The sequence below is a fragment of the Holophagales bacterium genome (genome assembly GCA_016699405.1).
In the GTDB taxonomy this organism is placed as follows: domain Bacteria; phylum Acidobacteriota; class Thermoanaerobaculia; order Multivoradales; family JAGPDF01; genus JAAYLR01.
The window spans coordinates 1792758-1809117 of record CP064972.1; the positions used below are offsets into that span (position 1 = coordinate 1792758).

Annotated in this window: 14 protein-coding genes; 6 read left to right on the forward strand and 8 right to left on the reverse strand. The window is 71.0% G+C overall.

The window, feature by feature from the left end:
- The first annotated feature begins 23 nt into the window (after window positions 1–23).
- On the forward strand, window positions 24–1811 hold the full coding sequence (locus tag IPJ17_07515; protein ID QQR76116.1) for a cation acetate symporter: 1788 nt from the start codon (window positions 24–26) through the stop codon (window positions 1809–1811).
- Between the two features lie 55 nt (window positions 1812–1866).
- Here IPJ17_07515 and IPJ17_07520 read toward each other — a convergent pair whose 3' ends face one another.
- The 6 genes from IPJ17_07520 to IPJ17_07545 form a co-directional block, all read right to left on the reverse strand.
- Window positions 1867–2478 carry a 3'-5' exonuclease gene (locus tag IPJ17_07520; GenBank protein QQR75412.1) on the reverse strand — a complete coding sequence of 204 codons (612 nt, stop codon included), beginning with the start codon at window positions 2476–2478 and terminating at the stop codon, window positions 1867–1869.
- Window positions 2475–4277, reverse strand: a complete 1803-nt coding sequence (locus tag IPJ17_07525; protein ID QQR75413.1) for a CBS domain-containing protein — start codon at window positions 4275–4277, stop codon at window positions 2475–2477. The genes IPJ17_07520 and IPJ17_07525 overlap by 4 nt, the downstream gene beginning before the upstream one ends.
- A 42-nt stretch (window positions 4278–4319) precedes the next feature.
- A complete protein-coding gene (locus IPJ17_07530; protein QQR75414.1) occupies window positions 4320–4601 on the reverse strand; it encodes a zf-HC2 domain-containing protein in 282 nt (93 codons plus the stop codon).
- On the reverse strand, window positions 4591–5163 hold the full coding sequence (locus IPJ17_07535; GenBank protein QQR75415.1) for an RNA polymerase sigma factor: 573 nt from the start codon (window positions 5161–5163) through the stop codon (window positions 4591–4593). The genes IPJ17_07530 and IPJ17_07535 overlap by 11 nt, the downstream gene beginning before the upstream one ends.
- A complete protein-coding gene (locus tag IPJ17_07540) occupies window positions 5142–5336 on the reverse strand; it encodes a DUF2892 domain-containing protein (protein QQR76117.1) in 195 nt (64 codons plus the stop codon). The genes IPJ17_07535 and IPJ17_07540 overlap by 22 nt, the downstream gene beginning before the upstream one ends.
- Before the next feature lie 174 nt (window positions 5337–5510).
- Window positions 5511–7025 carry a DUF11 domain-containing protein gene (locus IPJ17_07545; GenBank protein ID QQR75416.1) on the reverse strand — a complete coding sequence of 505 codons (1515 nt, stop codon included), beginning with the start codon at window positions 7023–7025 and terminating at the stop codon, window positions 5511–5513.
- A 151-nt stretch (window positions 7026–7176) separates the two neighbouring features.
- Between IPJ17_07545 and IPJ17_07550 the strand changes: the two genes are divergently transcribed.
- Entirely contained in the window at window positions 7177–7668 is a 492-nt protein-coding gene (locus tag IPJ17_07550; GenBank protein ID QQR75417.1) for a DUF456 family protein, read from the forward strand.
- Window positions 7669–7675: 7 nt separating this feature from the next.
- Here IPJ17_07550 and IPJ17_07555 read toward each other — a convergent pair whose 3' ends face one another.
- On the reverse strand, window positions 7676–9058 hold the full coding sequence (locus tag IPJ17_07555) for a hypothetical protein (protein QQR75418.1): 1383 nt from the start codon (window positions 9056–9058) through the stop codon (window positions 7676–7678).
- A 112-nt stretch (window positions 9059–9170) separates the two neighbouring features.
- Here IPJ17_07555 and gcvT point away from each other — a divergent pair, with 112 nt between their 5' ends.
- From gcvT to IPJ17_07575, 4 genes are all read left to right on the forward strand, one after another.
- Window positions 9171–10274 carry a glycine cleavage system aminomethyltransferase GcvT gene (gene gcvT, locus IPJ17_07560; GenBank protein QQR75419.1) on the forward strand — a complete coding sequence of 368 codons (1104 nt, stop codon included), beginning with the start codon at window positions 9171–9173 and terminating at the stop codon, window positions 10272–10274.
- 172 nt (window positions 10275–10446) lie between these two features.
- On the forward strand, window positions 10447–10833 hold the full coding sequence (gene gcvH / locus IPJ17_07565; GenBank protein ID QQR75420.1) for a glycine cleavage system protein GcvH: 387 nt from the start codon (window positions 10447–10449) through the stop codon (window positions 10831–10833).
- 3 nt (window positions 10834–10836) lie between these two features.
- On the forward strand, window positions 10837–13731 hold the full coding sequence (gene gcvP / locus IPJ17_07570) for an aminomethyl-transferring glycine dehydrogenase (GenBank protein ID QQR75421.1): 2895 nt from the start codon (window positions 10837–10839) through the stop codon (window positions 13729–13731).
- 113 nt (window positions 13732–13844) lie between these two features.
- A complete protein-coding gene (locus IPJ17_07575) occupies window positions 13845–15131 on the forward strand; it encodes a GGDEF domain-containing protein (protein QQR75422.1) in 1287 nt (428 codons plus the stop codon).
- Window positions 15132–15249: 118 nt separating this feature from the next.
- Here the strand turns inward: IPJ17_07575 and IPJ17_07580 are convergent, their stop codons facing one another.
- Window positions 15250–16314, reverse strand: coding sequence for a LamG domain-containing protein (locus IPJ17_07580; GenBank protein QQR75423.1), 1065 nt, complete (start codon window positions 16312–16314; stop codon window positions 15250–15252).
- Between the last annotated feature and the right edge of the window lie 46 nt (window positions 16315–16360).

The following is a 16360-nucleotide window of genomic DNA, read 5'->3' on the forward strand; positions in this document are numbered from 1 at the left end:
GCTGGCGCATCCTCGGGCGGACGATGGGGGCGCTCGCCGCGGTCGTCACCGTGCTCGCCCTCGCCGAGCGGCTCGGTGCGTCGGAGCGAGCGGTCGGCTGGGCCTTCATCGGCATCACCATCGGGGCCTTCGTGGTCGTCGGCATCGCCTCCCGCACCACCCGCATCGCCGAGTACTACGTCGCCGGGCGCAAGATCCCGGCCCTGTTCAACGGCATGGCCACCGCCGCCGACTGGATGAGCGCCGCCTCCTACATCGGGCTCGCCGGGACGCTCTTCGCGCTCGGCTACGACGGCGTCGCCTACATCATGGGCTGGACCGGCGGCTACGTGCTGCTCGCCGTCTTCCTCGGTCCCTACCTGCGCAAGTTCGGCCAGTACACCATCCCGGATTTCCTCGGCGCGCGCTACGGCGGGAATCTCCCGCGCCTGGTCGGCGTCGTCGCCGCGGTCGCCACCTCGTTCACCTACCTCGTGGCGCAGATCACCGGCGTCGGCATCGTCATGAGCCGCCTGCTCGGGCTGAGCTTCTCGGTCGGCGTCGGCCTGGGGCTCGCGGCCATCCTGGTCTGCTCGATGCTCGGCGGGATGAAGGCGGTCACCTGGGCCCAGGTCGGGCAGTACCTCGTGCTGTTGCTCGCCTACCTCGTCCCGGTCTCGGTGATGTCGTACCGCGCTACCGGCGTGCCGGTTGCCGGGCTGATGTACGGGCAGGTCCTGCAGAAGATCGACGCTCGCGAGCGGCAGCTCATCGCCGACCCGGCCGAGCGGGCGGTGCACGAGGCGCTCCTCGCCGAGCACGCCGCGGCGACGGCGGCCGGGACCGCCGAGGGCCCGGCGCCGGCGCCGCTCGCCCCCTATCTGCAGCCGTTCGCGCGCACCGACGTGACGAACTTCCTCGCCCTGACGCTCTGCCTGATGGTCGGCACCGCCGGGCTGCCGCACATCCTGATGCGTTACTACACGGTGCCCTCGGTGCGCGAGGCGAGGTCGTCGGTCGGCTGGTCGCTGCTCTTCATCTCGCTGCTCTACGTCGGTGCCCCGGCCTACGCGGCGTTCGCCCGCTGGGAGGTCCTCGACCAGGTCGTCGGCCTGCCGATCGCCGATCTGCCGGCCTGGATGACGCGCTGGGCGCAGGTCGGTCTGGTGTCGTGGCGCGACGTCAACGGCGACGGACTGCTGCAGCTCGGCGAGCTCCGGATCGGCGCCGACGCCGTCGTGCTGGCCTCGCCGGAGATCGCCGGCCTGCCGTTCGCCATCTCGGGCCTGGTGGCCGCGGCCGGTCTTGCCGCCGCGCTCTCGACCTCCGACGGACTGTTGCTCACCATCTCGAACGTCCTCTCCCACGACCTCTACTACAAAGTCCTGAACCCGGGGGCGTCGATCCGCCGGCGCCTCTCGATCTCCCGCGCCTTCCTCGTGCTCACCGCGGCACTCGCCGCGTGGGCTGCGACCTTCCGCCTGTCGATCATCGTCGAGGTCGTGGCGTGGGCGTTCTCGCTCGCCGCCGCGTCGTTCTTCCCGGCGCTGGTCATGGGAGTGTGGGACAAGCGCGCGAACAAGGCCGGAGCGGTCGTCGGGATGCTCGTCGGGTTCGCCGTGACGCTCTACTACCTCGTCGCCAGCCGCTACTTCGGTGTCGCCTGGTGGGGGATTCGCACTGTCGGCTCGGGGATCTTCGGCATCCCTCTCGGCTTCCTCGCCATCCTGCTGGTCTCTCGTCTCACCTCGCCGCCGAGCCGGGAGCTCCAGGAGTTCGTCGAGAGCGTGCGCTATCCGCGTGGCGCCGCGCGCGGCGGGTCGCTGGACTGAGCCGGGACGGCTCGCTTCGCTCCGGCAGCGTTGCCGCGACCGGCGCCTCGCCGGCTCAGAGCAGGTCGCGCAGCGTCGTCGCGCGAAGGTGATGGCGCAGGACGAGGAAGAGCTCGGCGGTGGCGAGGGCGTCGGCGATCGCATCGTGCTCGCTCGCCGGTGGCAGACCGAAACGCGCCCGCGCCGCGGCGAGGCCGGCGGCCGGAGGCGGCTTGGGGTATTCCAGCTCGGCCATCTGATCGAGGAGCGCGGCCGTGTCGACCACCGCCGGGGACGGCCACGGACGCCCGCAGGCCGCGCAGGCGGCGCGCAGGAAGGCGACGTCGACCGGCGCGCAGTGGACCAGCAGGACGTCGTCGGCCAGTCGCGCCAGCACCTGGTCGAGCGCCTCGTCCGTTCGCAGGCCGGTCGCCAACTCGCCGGGCAGCAGGTGGTGGGCCGCCAGACCGTCGCCGAGGGCGCCGTCCGTCCGGGCCGGGCGGACGAGCGAAGCGAAGCGCTCGTTCCAGCGGACGCTCCCCTGACGGATCGGCAGCATGCCGACGGCGAGGATCTCGTCTTTCCGCGCGTCGAGACCGGAGGTCTCGAGGTCGAGCGCCCAGAAGGTCGCCTCGGTCCAGGCGACATCCCGCGGGCGTCCGACGAGGCGATTCCAGAAGGCGCTCACGTCGCCTTCTCGACGACGAAGTCGAGCGCGAGCTCGTCCTGCAGCTCGGCGACGCTACGGAAGACGTCCTTGAGGTGGCGTCGCTCGAGCGCGCCGAGCGCGGCGATGTCGACGGTGTTGGTCAGCGGCTCGCCGCGGCGCAGGGCGGCGAGTTGCGCGTCGAGGCGGAGGCGAACCAGGAAGCGGAACGCTTCGGCGAGCGTGTCGGCGCTCTCGCGACGGAGCGTGCCGGCCGCGGCGGCCCCCTCGACGCGGTCGAGCGTCGAGCGCTCGGCGAGGCCGGCGGCGAGGGCGCGCACGCGCGCCATGCCGACGATCGGCATCAGGCCGCCGCTCTTGAGGTCGATGCCGCCGTCGCCCGTCTGCAGTCGATTGAACAATCCGAGAGGCGGCCGGAAGCGCAGGGCGTTCTGCGCCAGCAGGCGGAGGAAGAGCCGGGCTTCGCGTGCCGCCGCGACGAGCTCGGCGAGCGGAGCGAGCGAAAGCTCGCCGTGGACGCGGCGGAAGTCGAAGAAGATCGCCGCGTCGAGCAGCGCCTGCGGTTCGGGCGTGCGGATCCAGCGATCGAACTTGCGTTGCCACTCGGCGAGCGGAAAGCACCAGCGGGTCGCCATGAAGCCGCCGCTGCAGGGCGGGAAGGACAGCTCGAGCAGACCGCGCACCGTCCGTCCGGCGAGCGCGGCGAAGTACTCCCGGGCCTCCGGCGTGTCGTCGCGGAAGACGAGAGCGTTGTCCTGGTCGGTGAGCAACGTCTGCTCGAAGCGGCCCTCGGAGCCGTAGACGATCCAGGCATAGGGGCACGGCGGCTCGCCGAGCTCGCGTTCGGCGAGCCGCAGCAGCCGTGCCGCGAGGGCGTCGTTGACGCTGGCGGCGATCCGCCCGATCCGCGAGGCCTCGAGGCCGCCGGCGGCGAGGCGCTCGACCATCGCGGCCTGCTCGGCGGCGAAATCGGCGAGTCGCGAGGTGTCGCCGTGGCGCTCGACGCTCTTGAGCAGGTGGAGCGGGCTGCGCGACATCTGCTGCAGCAGGTCGGTCTGCGTCACCACGCCGACCACCTCGCCGCTCTCGACGAGCGGCAGGTGGTGAATGCGGCTCTCGAGCATTTCGAGCAGGACCTCGAAGAGCGAGGCGTCGACGGAGGCCGTCCGGCACGGGCGCGTCATCACCACCCGCACGGGCGTCTGCGGATCGAGCCCACGAGCCACCACGCGCCCGCGCAGATCGCGATCCGTGAGGATGCCGAGCTGGTGGCCGGAGACGAGCACCGAGCTGACGTGCTCCCGGGTCATCGTGCGGGCGGCCTCGGCGACGCTCGCCTCCGCGTCGACGAAGACGGCCGGGCGATGGACCGCCGTGCGCACTGGCGCCGTGAAGTCCGTCGGCATCGCCGCCGCGTCGCTGTTGGCGGTCCGCCGCAGTCGGTCGGCCAGGCTGGCGAGAAAGAACCCGGCCACCGCCGGTTCGCCGAGCAGGGGGCGGACGGCGGCGACGGGCAGGCAGTAGAGGAGCGTCTCCTCGGCGGCGACGGCGTCGAAGCGAGGGCTGCCCCCGCCGACCAGCGACGCGGCGCCGACCAGCTCGCCGACCTCGCAGAGCTCGACGAGATGGCCGTCGCGTTCGAGGCGGATCGAGCCCTTGCGCACGACGTAGAGGACGCGCGTCTCGGCGTCGCTGCGGCGGAAGAGGGCCTCTCCCGGAGGAGCGAAGCGCACTTCGAGCGTCGCCTCGAGCGAGTCGAGGGCGCTCGCCGAGACGCGGTCGAACGGCGGGCAGCTCTGGAGGAACTCGCGGGGAGTCACCGCGGGGGAGTCTACCGCCTGGGCGGCGGCGACGCTCGGCGATCAGCGGCGGCGAGCCGTTTCGTCGTCGAGTCTCGCGCGGAGTCGGGCGAAAAGCTGCGGTGCGTCGAGGTCGTCGGCGACCGATCCGTCGACCAGCGCCTCGCGCAGCGCCGCGAGCGCTCCGGACATCCCTCCGCCGAAACGCGCGCACCGATCGCATCCGGCCAGGTGCGCCTCGATGGCCGCCCGAGCCTCGGCGGCGAGCTCGCCGTCGAGATAGTCGGAGAGGCTCGCCAGAACCTCGCTGCAGAGCAGGCCGGCGACTTCTCGCTCACCGTCCATGATCGACACCTCGCAATTGGGCAGCGAACCGCAGTCGCGCCCGGTGGAGCCGGCTCTTGACCGCCGGCAGGCCGAGGCCGAGGAGCACCGCGCACTCCTCCCCGCTGAGTCCCTCGACGTCGCGCAGCAGGAGGATCTCCCGGTCGGACGGCGCGAGACGGCCGAGGGCGCGACGTACCGCCTGGCGGTCGGCCAATCGCTCCGCCAGGTCGACGTGGGGGTCGGCACCCCACCCGGCCTCCCGGCCGAGGGCTTCGAGCGGGACGGACTCGTCCGGTTCCCCGGCGCGGCGACGGTGTTGGCGAAAGAGCGCGTGCCGGGCGATGGAGATCAGCCAGGCGCGCGCCGAGCTCTCGCCGCGAAAGCTCGCGGCTCCTCTCCAGGCGGCGAGGAACGCCTCCTGCAGGGCATCCTCGACGGATCCGGGAGCGTCGGTCAGCAGCCGCAGGTAGCGCAGCGTCGGCCCCTGATGGCGCTCGACGAACTGCTCGAAGGCGAGCGCGTCGCCGCCCGCGCTGGCGGCGAGCAGCTGGTGATCGCTCAGCGCTTGCCGATCGGGCACGTGTTGATGCCGAGCAGCGTGTAGAGCGGGCAGCTGCCGACCAGGCCGGTGAGGAGCGGGATCGCTCCGAATAGGCCCAAGAGGCTCTTCGGGCCGACGAAGATGAGGGAGAGGCCGATCAGTCCGACGACGATGCGCAGGCCACGCTCGATGGGGTGCTCGTTGATCGGCAGGATCTTGCTCGCCATGGGAATCTCCTCGTTGGGGGTGGCGGATCGGCGAGAGCGCCGGTGCCGTCGATAAGAGCCCGATCCGGGGCGGGAGGATTCAGGTCCGGCGGGGTGAAACGAAAAAGGGCCGCCGCGGATCGCGGCGGCCCCTCCAGTGGAAATCGACGTCGGCCCGGATCAGGCGGCGCGACGGCGGAGCAGAGCGAAGCCCAGTCCGGCGAGCCCGAGGGCCAGTGCGGCGAGACCGATCGGGTCGAGGGTCGGCACTTCGATCACCGACGGGATGTCGACCGTGCAGGTCGGGACCGCGAGCGACACGTCGTCGACGAAGAAGTTGCTGCCGCTCGGCGAGCCGGAGATCGTCGAGAAGAACTGGATGCTGTGCGCCGCGCCATTGGCATACGCGGCGATGTTGACCGACTGCTGGGTGTAGCCCACGGTGTTGCAGAGCGGCGAGGTGCCGTTGACGGTCCACACGGTGTTGCCGTCGATCCGCAACTCGAGGAAGTCGGTCGTGTTGGCGCAAACCGGCGCCTCGAGCCAGAAGGTGAGCGTCGTTGCGCCGGTCGGGATCGTCACCGACTGGGTCATGCTGCCGGTCTCGGCAGCGGCGATGCCGCCGAACCAGGACCACCAGTCGCCGGTGTGCGGTCCGGTGCCGGTGCCGGTGCCGCAGTCGGCGATCGTGCAGAGCGGCGTGCCGAAGTTCGTCGAGGCCTCGGTCCAGAAGCCGTTCGGGGAACCGGCCTCGAAGCTCGGGTCGGCGATCAGCTCGGGGGCGTTGGCGAAGGTCGAGCTGTTGTTGGCGGTGCTCGGGTCGAAATTCGTCGAAGAGATCGTCGCGGTGTTGGTCACCGCCTGGCAGCCGGCCGTCGAGCTGAGCTGGGTGATCACCGAACAGGTGGCCGAGCCACCGCTCGCCATGCCGCCGATGTTCCAGGTCAGGTTGTTGCCCACGGCGGTCGCGCCGCAGTTGTTCGACACGTAGCTGAGGACGCCGGGGATCGCGTCGCTGACGACCACGGCCGTGGCGGGGTCGGGGCCGGCGTTGGCGGCGGTCAGGGTGAACTCGGTCTCGTCGCCGATCACCACGCCGTCGGGCGCGGTCTTGGTGATCGAGAGGTCCGTTGTGCCGCCGAGCGCGCCCAGCGTGACCGTGCCGGGGCCGGTGATGGTATTGGTGAACGTCCCCTCTTCGCCGAGCTCGAAGGCGGTCATCACGACCAGGTACTGGGTGCTGGGAGCGAGGGCCTCGCCGAGGATCTCCGAGGTGCCGATGCCGCCCGCCCCGTCGTCGTTGCCGATGACGCAGTTGGTGTTCGGGTTGTTCGGGTCGAAGGCGCCCTGGTAGATGAAGATGTAACCGTCCCAGCTCCCGTCCTGCACGCTCGTCACGTCATAAGCGCCGGCGGCGCTGACGTAGAACGGCTGGACGTGGTAGCGCACCGGGCCGAGGCCGCTCAAACCGGTGCAGTCGGCGAACGGGCGCGCCCACTCCGGGCCGCTGACGATGGTGTTCGAGTAGCTGACGGTGTTGTTCGGTGCGTTGGTGTGCGTGCCGGCCGTGGGGAGGTTCTTGAGCGCCCGCTCGTCGACGGGGGCATGCCGCTCGCGGGCGATGCCGGCCCAGGCAGCCGAAGCAAGCGCGAGGGCGAGGACGGCGGTGGCGGAGAGGCTGTTCCGGATTCGCATACGGCGGGATTCTCCTCGTGAAGGGTCGAACGATGGCCGGGAAGGCCGATGCCGACAGGGTCAGGATTCGAGTTCCTTCTATACCAGAAAGTCGCGGGTTTCGGCTAGCCCGGCTGGAGCGAGCCCCGCCTGGAAGGTAGAGTCGGAGACCATGGCGGTCGCGGCCTGGATCGTGGCGTTGCTCTGTGTCCTGGTCGGGCTAGCGGGAACCGTGCTCCCCGGACTTCCCGGGGCCCCGCTCGTCTGGGTCGGTCTGCTGGTCGCCGCCTGGGCCGACGGGTTTCAGCGGGTCGGCGGCTGGACGCTCGCCCTGGCCGGTCTCCTCGCAGCGTCGACCCTGGCGGTCGATCTGACCGCGTCGGCGCTCGGAGCGCGGCGGGTCGGAGCCAGCGGGTGGGCGATCGCGGGGGCCAGCTTGGGGGCCCTCGCCGGGCTGCTCTACGGCTTCGTCGGCGTCTTCGTCGGCCCGTTCGTCGGCGCCCTCGCCGGCGAGTGGGTGGCGCGACGCAATCTCCGGCACGCCGGGCGGGTGGCGGTCGCCACGTCGCTTGGCCTGGCGCTCGGGATGGCCGCCAAGATGGCGGTCGTGGCGGCGATGCTCGGGGTCTTTGCCCTCGCCTGGCTTCTCGGCTCACCTTCCTGACCCGTCGTCACGGGCAGGAAGCGAAAGCGCTCGAGTCGGTGATCGCCGACGCCGGGTGGCCGAGCGGGTTGACCCAGGTCTTCGAGACGCCGCGCAACGTGTCGACGACGCGCAGGGTCGTCTCGACGTCCGTGGTCGCCGCGGCGTAAACCCAGTAGTGCTGGTTGACACCGCAGCCATCGAGCACCTTGACCAGCAGCTCGAGGTTGTCGCCGTTGAAGAACCAGAAGAGTCCCGAGTCGTCGACTCCCGGGATCGCCACGGCCTGACCTTCGCCGCTGCGACCGAGCGGGTCGCGCCAGGTGACCGAGACCTCGAACCGGTCCTGGTGCAGGCAGTGCCGCGTCGCCGAGGCGCTGCAGGGGGCCGGCGCCGAGGCCGGCTGCCAGCCGAGCTGCAGCACCTCGAAGTCGCTGCCCTGGAGCGAGGCGAAGGCGGGGTTCAGGAGCTCGTTGTCCCAGCGCGTGTCGTGGGTTCCCGTGACGTAGAGATCGCTGCCGTTGTCGGCGACGATCAGCCCGTAGGTCTTCATCGCCTGGAAGATCTTGCGCGCCGGCTCGGGGTAGCCGGAGAGGTCCTTCGTCACCTTGAGCCGCAGGCGGGCTCCCATCGGCAGGGCGCCGCTCGTGTCGCCGGCCCGGTGCGAGGCCGGGTAGACCTTGCCGTTGGTCGCCCGGACGGTGACGCGGAAGGCATGCCGGATCGGATCGGGGCCGGCCACCTCGTCGAATCGGACGAGCCCCGGGAGGATGGCGAGGCCGGCGGCGTCGGCGCTCGTCCAGCCGTCGGGCCGACGGCGGTTCTCGTCGAGCGGCCAGACGGCGCCCGATCCGGCCTCCCATCGTCCGCTGCCGCCGTTGGCCGCGGCGTTCCAGAAGACATCGTAGAGCTCGTAGAGCAGGCGCTGGTCGCGGTCGACGAGCAGGAGATGGCGGTCGCCCCCCGCATCGACCGCGCCGGGATAGCCGCCCTCGATCCACCGGGGCTCGGTCTTCGCCTGTTCGGGGATCGGATAGCCGTCGGGGTGCCCCGGTGCGCCGGCGTCGCTCTCGTCGTCGTAGTCGAAAGTAACCGGCACCAGCGGCTGATTGCCCGGCACCGTGACGTAGGGCATGCCGTAGATCTCCGGAGGATCGTCCGCTTCGCCCCCGAAGTCGGGATGCAGACCGCGCGTCGGCCCGACGAACTGGATGAACGCGGCGCTGCCCGGGTCGACCGGCGCCTGGGTGACATCGACGTTCCACCAGTTGTCGGCGGGCAGGAGCGGCAACGGGCCGGGCAGTGGCCCGCCGGCCTGGGGTGCGCCGGACTGTGCGAGCGCGGCGAGCGGGGCCAGGGTGAAGGCGAGAAGCCACGCTAGGAGCGACGGGCGGTGGGCGGTTATGGCCATCGAGGACTCCTTCGAGGGGACGGTAGCGCGGACCTCCGGGGTGGGGAATGCAGGCGCTCACAAGCTGGCGAGCCCCGGGCGTCCCGAGCCTCTCGGGGGTTATCATCGAGCCATGACCGACACCACGACCCTCCGCCGGACGCCGCTGCGCGATGCGCATGTGGCCGCTGGCGCCAAGCTCGTCGATTTCGCCGGCTGGGAGATGCCGGTGCAGTACGCCGGCCTCATGGAAGAGCATCGCGCGGTGCGCAACGCTGCCGGGCTCTTCGACGTCTCGCACATGGGTGAATTCCGCGTTGCCGGGCCCGGCGCCGAGGCGTTCCTCCAGGGGCTCACGCCGAACGACGTCGCCAAGCTGGCGATCGGACGCGCCCACTACAGCGCCCTGCTCACCCCCGAGGGGACCTTCGTCGACGACCTGCTGGTCTATCGGCTGGGTCGCGAGGAGTTCATGCTGGTCGTCAACGCCGCGAACCTCGACGGCGACTTCGCCTGGATCGTCGGCCATCCGCACCCCGGATGCGAGGTGACGAACCTCTCCGACGAGACGGCGCTCATCGCCCTCCAGGGACCGCGGGCCCTGGCGATCCTCGCCCCGCTCGCCTCGATCGAGCTTGCACCGATCAAGTACTACGGCTTCGCGCACGGCGAGGTCGCCGGCACCCCCGCTCTGATCTCGCGCACCGGCTACACCGGCGAGGACGGTTTCGAGCTCTATCTCGCTCCGGACGCCGCGATGCACGTCTGGGAAGCGTTGATGGCCGCCGGAAGTCCGCTCGGTCTCCTGCCGGCCGGCCTCGGAGCGCGGGACACCCTGCGCCTCGAAGCCTCGATGGCACTCTACGGCCACGAGATCGACCGCACGACGACGCCGCTCGACGCCGGGCTCGACTGGGTGGTCAAGCTCGAGAAGGGCGAGTTCGTCGGCCGCCAGGCCCTGCTCGCCCAGCGCGAGCGCGGGCTCACCCGCCGGTTGATCGGCTTCGAGGTGGTCGGTCGCGGGATCGCCCGCCAGGGGCACGCCCTGCGCAAGGACGGCGTGACGGTCGGCACGGTGACCAGCGGCACGTTCGGCCCGACGCTCGAGAAGGCGGTGGGCATGGGCTATCTGCCGATCGCGCTGGCGTCCGTCGGCGCGGAGATCGCCGTCGACGTCCGGGGTCGCGAGCTGCCGGCCCGCGTCGTGCCGCTGCCGTTCTACCGCCGTCCGCGCTGAGAGACGCTCCCTCCGGTGAGAGCCTGCCGTTCCCGGTCGGGCTCTCGCACCGGCCACCCTTTCGGAGCGGGCACGAAGGGGGTCGCCGGGTCTAAAATGCCCGTTCGGGGCGGCCCACCGGCCGCGCCGCCCTGCCTCAACCTGACCGCCGTCCGTCGAGGAGAACCCACGCATGTATCCCAGCGATGCCCTTTACACGCGCGACCACGAGTGGATCCGGGTCGAGGACGATCTGTGCGTCCTCGGGGTCACCGATTTCGCCCAGCAGGAGCTCGGAGAGGTCGTCTTCGTCGAGCTGCCCGAGCCGGGGCAGGTGTTCGACACCCACGACGAAATCGGCACCATCGAGTCGGTCAAGGCGGTGGCCGAGGTCTTCACCCCGGTGGCTGGCGAGATCGTCGAGGTCAACGAGCGGCTGAAGGACGATCCGGAGCTGGTCAACGACGACCCGCATGGCGACGGCTGGCTGGTCAAGATCAAGTTCTCCGCCGCCGACGAGCTCAAGGACCTGATGAGCGCCGAGGAGTACGAGGAGTTCGCCTCGAAGGGGAAGGACTGACCCGTGGCGGCGTCCGCCGGGTCCGATCCGTTCCCTCCGCTCGATCGTTTCGCCCGCCGGCACCTCGGCTCGGACGAGGCCGACGTCGCCGAGATGCTGCACACGATCGGCGTCCCTTCACTCGCCGAGCTGATCGCCGAGACGGTTCCCGCATCCATCCGGCTCGCCGCGCCGCTCGAGCTCCCGGCTGCCGCCGGCGAGCGTGAGGTCACCGCGCGCCTGGCGGCGCTCGCCGGCCGCAACCGCCCGTTCCGTTCCCTGCTCGGCATGGGCTACCAGGCGAGCGTGCTGCCGCCGGTCGTCGTGCGCAACGTGCTCGAGAACCCCGGCTGGTACACGCAGTACACGCCGTACCAGGCGGAGATCTCCCAGGGACGGCTCGAGGCGCTGCTCAACTTCCAGACGGTGGTGGCCGACCTCACCGGTCTGCCGATCGCCAACGCGTCGCTGCTCGACGAAGCGACCGCTGCCGCCGAAGCGATGCACGTCTGCTGCGCGGTCCGCCACGTCGACGAGCCGCTCTTCCTGGTCTCCGAGCTCTGCCATCCGCAGACGATCGCCGTCGTCCGTACGCGCGCCGAGGCGATCGGCGTGACCGTCGAGGTCGGCGACCACTCCCGGTTCGATCTCTCCTCGGGACGCGTCGTCGGGGTGTTGGTGCAGTACCCGGCGACGGACGGCCGGCTCTTCGACTACGCGCCGCTCGCCGACCAGGTGCATGCGGCTCGCGCGCTCCTCGTCGTCGCCGCCGACCTGCTGTCGCTCGCCCTGCTGCGCCCGCCCGGCGAGTTCGGGGCCGACCTCGCGGTCGGCTCGTCGCAGCGGCTCGGCCTGCCGCTTGGCTACGGCGGTCCGCACGCCGGTTTCCTCGCCGCCGGCGAGGGGCAGAAGCGGCAGCTGCCCGGGCGGATCATCGGCATCTCGCGCGACAGCGCCGGCGAGCCGGCGCTGCGCATGGCGCTGCAGACCCGCGAGCAGCACATCCGGCGCGAGAAGGCGACGTCGAACATCTGCACGGCGCAGGCGCTGCCGGCGATCCTCTCGAGCTTCTACGCCATCTACCATGGCGCCGAAGGGCTGCGCGACATCGCCGAGCGCGTCCACCGGCTGGCCTGGGCGCTCGCCGCCGGGCTCACGCGTCTCGGCTGCCGCCTTCCCGCCGAGCCGTTCTTCGACACGCTGCGCGTCGAGCTGCCGGCCGGCCGCTCGGCGGCCTCGACGGTTGCCGCGGCGCGCGAGCGCCGGATCAACCTGCGGCCGCTCGACGAGCGGACGGTGGGCGTGGCGCTCGACGAGCTGAGCGACACGGCCGAGGTGGAGACGCTTCTCGAGATCTTCGCCGGGGAGAACGGAGACGGGCTGCGTCTTGTCGATCTCGCCGGCTCGCGCGTGGCGCTGCCGGCGCCGCACGCGCGGAGCTCCGCCTACCTGACCCACCCGGTCTTCCGCCGCTATCGGACCGAGCACGAGATGCTGCGCTACATCAAGCGGCTCGAGGCGCGTGACCTTTCGCTCGCTCACGCGATGATCGCCCTCGGCTCGTGCACGATGAAGCTCAACGCCACGACGGAGATGGTGCCGATCACCTGGCCCGGTTTCGCCGAGATCCACCCCTTCGCCCCGGCGGACCAGGCCGAAGGCTACGCCGAGCTCTTCCGCACGCTGGAGAGCTGGCTGGCCGAGATCACCGGCTTCCACGCCGTGTCGCTGCAGCCGAACGCCGGCGCACAGGGCGAATATGCCGGCCTCCTGGTGATTCGCGCCTTCCACCGGTCGCGCGGCGAGTCGCATCGCGATGTCTGCCTCATTCCGGTCTCCGCTCACGGCACCAACCCGGCGTCGGCGGTGATGGCCGGCATGAAGGTGGTCGCCGTGGCTTGCGACGAGCACGGCAACATCGACGTCGAGGACCTGCGGCTCAAGGCTGCCGCCCACGCCGAGAAGCTCGCGGCGCTGATGGTCACCTATCCGTCGACCCACGGCGTCTTCGAGACCGAGATTCGCGAGATCTGCTCGATCGTTCACGCGCACGGCGGGCAGGTGTACATGGACGGGGCGAACATGAACGCGCAGGTCGGTCTCACCCGGCCGGGAGCGATCGGCGCCGACGTCTGCCATCTCAACCTGCACAAGACCTTCTGCATCCCGCACGGCGGGGGCGGTCCGGGCATGGGGCCGATCGCGGTGGCCGATCACCTCGCCCCGTTCCTTCCCGGCCATCCCGTCGTCGCCTGCGGTGGGTCGCAGGCCCTGGGCCCGGTGGCGGCGGCTCCCTGGGGGAGCGCTTCGGTGCTGCCGATCTCCTGGGCCTACATCGCGCTGATGGGCGGCGAGGGGCTGACGCGGGCGACCGAGCTCGCCATTCTGAACGCCAACTACATGGCCGCGCGGCTCGCACCGCACTATCCGGTGCTCTACACCGGCGCCGCGGGCCGCGTGGCGCACGAGTTCATCCTCGACCTGCGACCGTTCAAGGCATCCGCCGGCGTGGAGGCGGAGGATGTCGCCAAGCGATTGATGGACTATGGATTCCACGCGCCGACGATGTCGTTCCCGGTGCCGGGCACGCTGATGATCGAACCGACCGAAAGCGAGTCGCGCGCCGAGCTCGACCGCTTCTGCGAGGCGATGATCGCGATCCGTGCGGAGATTCGCGAGATCGAAGAGGGGGGGATGGACCGGCGCGACAACCCGCTGAAGAACGCCCCGCACACGGCGCGCGCGGTCGTGGCGAGCGAGTGGGGCCATCCCTATTCGCGCGAGCGGGCCGTCTTCCCGGCGGCGTGGGTGCGCGAGAGCAAGTTCTGGCCGGCGGTCGGCCGGATCGACAATGCGTGGGGCGACCGCAACCTCGTCTGCACCTGCCCCACGGTGGAGGAGCTCTCGTCGGTCGGCTGAGACCTGCCGCAGTGGGAACGCCGTCCGGCCGACGAACCGGCTGAGGGCGGTCCGGGAGCCTCGATCCCGACCGCCCTCCGGCCTCGCCGAAGCGACGAGCCTCCGATCGTCCCATGGCGCCCAGCCCGCCCACGCAACCCGCTCCGTTCGGTGGTCTCGAGGCGATGATTCCGTTCATCGGCCTCCTGGCCCAGGTGGCCGGCACGGTGCTGCTGGCGACGCTCTTCCTCGTCCTGCGCCCGTATGCGCGGCGGCGCCGCTACTTCGCGATCTGGAGCCTCGGCTGGGTGGCGCTGGCCGCGGGGCTGCTGGCGCTGGTGGCGCGCTATCTGCTCGTGGCCCCGGTGCGGCTCGGAGTCGCCGAATCGGTGCCGCTCCTGGTGCGCACGCTCGATGCCGCCTACCTGCTCGGCAAGGCGGGCTGGCTGCTCGCGCTCGTCGAAGGGACCTGGCGATTCGCCAGCGGCCTCTTCCCGCGACGCCTGCGGACGATGCTCCTCGGGATCGCCGCCGCCTTCGCCCTGGCGGCGGCGGCCTTCCTGCCCGATCTCAACGCGATGGTGGCGACCCAGGCGCCGCTCATGGTGCTGGCCACGGCAGCCTGTGCCCTGCGTCTGCAGTCGATCTCCCCGTCACGCCGCAGTCTGGGGAGCCGGCTCACGGCGCTGGCGCTGGCGTTCGCCGCGGCGCTCTGGACCCTCTACCTCGTGGCCTTCGCGGCGGCCGACGCCCACGGCGTCAACATGAATCCGCTGCTGCGACGGGTGACTTCGCACAACTCGTTCTTCGACCTGCTGCTCGCCGTGCTGCTCGGTTTCGGCATGGTCGTGCTGTTGCTCGAGGACGCGCGGCGCGATCTCGACGATGCCTACTCGCAGCTCGAGCTCTCCTACGACGCGCTGCGCCGCGAGGCGCTCGTCGACCCGCTCACCGGGTGCATCAACCGGCGCGGCTACGAGGCGGCGCGTCGCGAGGGTTGGTCGGTGGAGTACGGGGCGGTGGTGGTCGTCGACCTCGACAACCTCAAGACGGTCAACGACACGCTTGGCCATGCGGCCGGCGACGCGCTGCTGCAGCATGCGGCGCTCACCCTGCGGCGGCATCTGCGGCCCTCGGACCGCCTCTATCGGCTCGGCGGGGACGAGTTCCTGGTGCTGGCGCGGCGCGGACGCGCGGGCGAGCTCGGGCCGCGTCTCGAGCGCCTGCTCGCCGAGTCGCCCGTCGGCCTGCGCCCGGGCGAGCCGCCGGTGCCGCTGCTCGCCAGCCTCGGCCTGGCCGATTTCGACGGCGCCGAGCAGGTCGAGGCGGCCGTCGAGCGGGCCGATCGCGCGATGTACGAGGTCAAGCGGAGACGCAAGCCGCCGGTCGCGGGGAACGGCACCCACGCGACGGGAGGGTAGGCCACCCCTTCCCGCCGTGTGGGCTCCCGGGGATGAGCGGCGTGCCGCGGAGCAGGCCGGAGGAGGAGCGCCTGGCTCCTCCGACCCAGGCCACGGATTCGATCCGCCTCCTGGCGGCTCAGGGACAGACGGCGAAGGCGTCGGTGTCGGTGATCGCCGGCGGATTCGTCCCGTTGTAGCTGAAGTAGACCTTGTTCACGCCGTGGGTCACGTCGGTGATGTTCAGCCGGTAGAAGAGCTCGGTCGAACCCGAGACGAAGACCCAGTAGCGCGAGTTCAGGCCGCACCCTTCGACCATCTTGGCGAGCAGCTCCCAGTTGTCCGCGTTGATGAAATAGAGCAGCCCGGACTGCGCCGTGCCGACGCCCGGCACGACCTGTGCGTTGCTCACCACGCCGGCGTTGTCCCGCCACTGCACGGTCACCAGGAAGCGGTTGTAGAGGCAGAGCGCGCTCGCGCTCCCCGTGCAGCCGCCGGCGACCGGCGAGGTCAGGTAGGCGGCGCCGTGGCTGGTGCCGTCATGCCCGCCCGCCGCGTCGTTCGCGTTGGCGTCGAGCTTCCAGTAGGCGACCAGTCCGGGTGGAGTGCCCGGGAGCGTCTTGTTGATCCAGAAGCGCAGGTCCGACTGGCTGCGTGCCACCGACCAGAGGCGGACCTCGTCGATCGCTCCGGTGGGCGTGTGCTGCCAGGAGACGTCGCCGCCGATCCGCATCTCGCTCGTCGAGGTGGTGAGCGGTCCTGACTCGGTGTAGGCGTACACCTGTTCGCCGTTGATGTAGTGGCGCCGCGTCGAGCCGTCGTACGTCACGGCGATGTGTGTCCACTCGTTGGCCGGGATGACGCCGCCGCTCCTCGCGGAGCCGCCTCCTTTGATGTAGGAACGCAGCGTCGGCTTTCCTCCGACGGTGCAGAGGCCGATCCACCAGGCTTGCATGTAGTTCTTGCCGGCGATCGAGCGGCAATCCTCGGCGGCGCTGTTGTTGCGAATCGCCACCCAGGCTTCGAAGGTGAACTCTCCGGTCGGATTGAGGCTCGCATCGTGCGGGATCGAGAGGTAGCTCTGCGTGGGCTCGCCGGGCACGGAGACGAAGGCCCCGAACGGCTGGGCGCCGGCAGATGCCACGAAGCTGAAGGCCGTGGCAAGAAGCAATGCGGGGGTCAGACGCAAGCGAGAACGTCTCATGAAGGTCTCCTCCTGTGGGTGGTGCGCCGAAGTCTACACGGCGGCC

Excerpts from the sequence above, each read along its gene's own strand:
- IPJ17_07515 (QQR76116.1), top strand. The coding sequence starts at position 24 with ATGGGGGCGCTCGCCGCGGTCGTCACCGTGCTCGCCCTCGCCGAGCGG.
- IPJ17_07530 (QQR75414.1), bottom strand. The coding sequence starts at position 4,601 with ATGGACGGTGAGCGAGAAGTCGCCGGCCTGCTCTGCAGCGAGGTTCTG.
- IPJ17_07545 (QQR75416.1), bottom strand. The coding sequence starts at position 7,025 with ATGCGAATCCGGAACAGCCTCTCCGCCACCGCCGTCCTCGCCCTCGCG.
- IPJ17_07550 (QQR75417.1), top strand. The coding sequence starts at position 7,177 with ATGGCGGTCGCGGCCTGGATCGTGGCGTTGCTCTGTGTCCTGGTCGGG.
- IPJ17_07555 (QQR75418.1), bottom strand. The coding sequence starts at position 9,058 with ATGGCCATAACCGCCCACCGCCCGTCGCTCCTAGCGTGGCTTCTCGCC.
- gcvT (QQR75419.1), top strand. The coding sequence starts at position 9,171 with ATGACCGACACCACGACCCTCCGCCGGACGCCGCTGCGCGATGCGCAT.
- gcvH (QQR75420.1), top strand. The coding sequence starts at position 10,447 with ATGTATCCCAGCGATGCCCTTTACACGCGCGACCACGAGTGGATCCGG.
- IPJ17_07575 (QQR75422.1), top strand. The coding sequence starts at position 13,845 with ATGGCGCCCAGCCCGCCCACGCAACCCGCTCCGTTCGGTGGTCTCGAG.
- IPJ17_07580 (QQR75423.1), bottom strand. The coding sequence starts at position 16,314 with ATGAGACGTTCTCGCTTGCGTCTGACCCCCGCATTGCTTCTTGCCACG.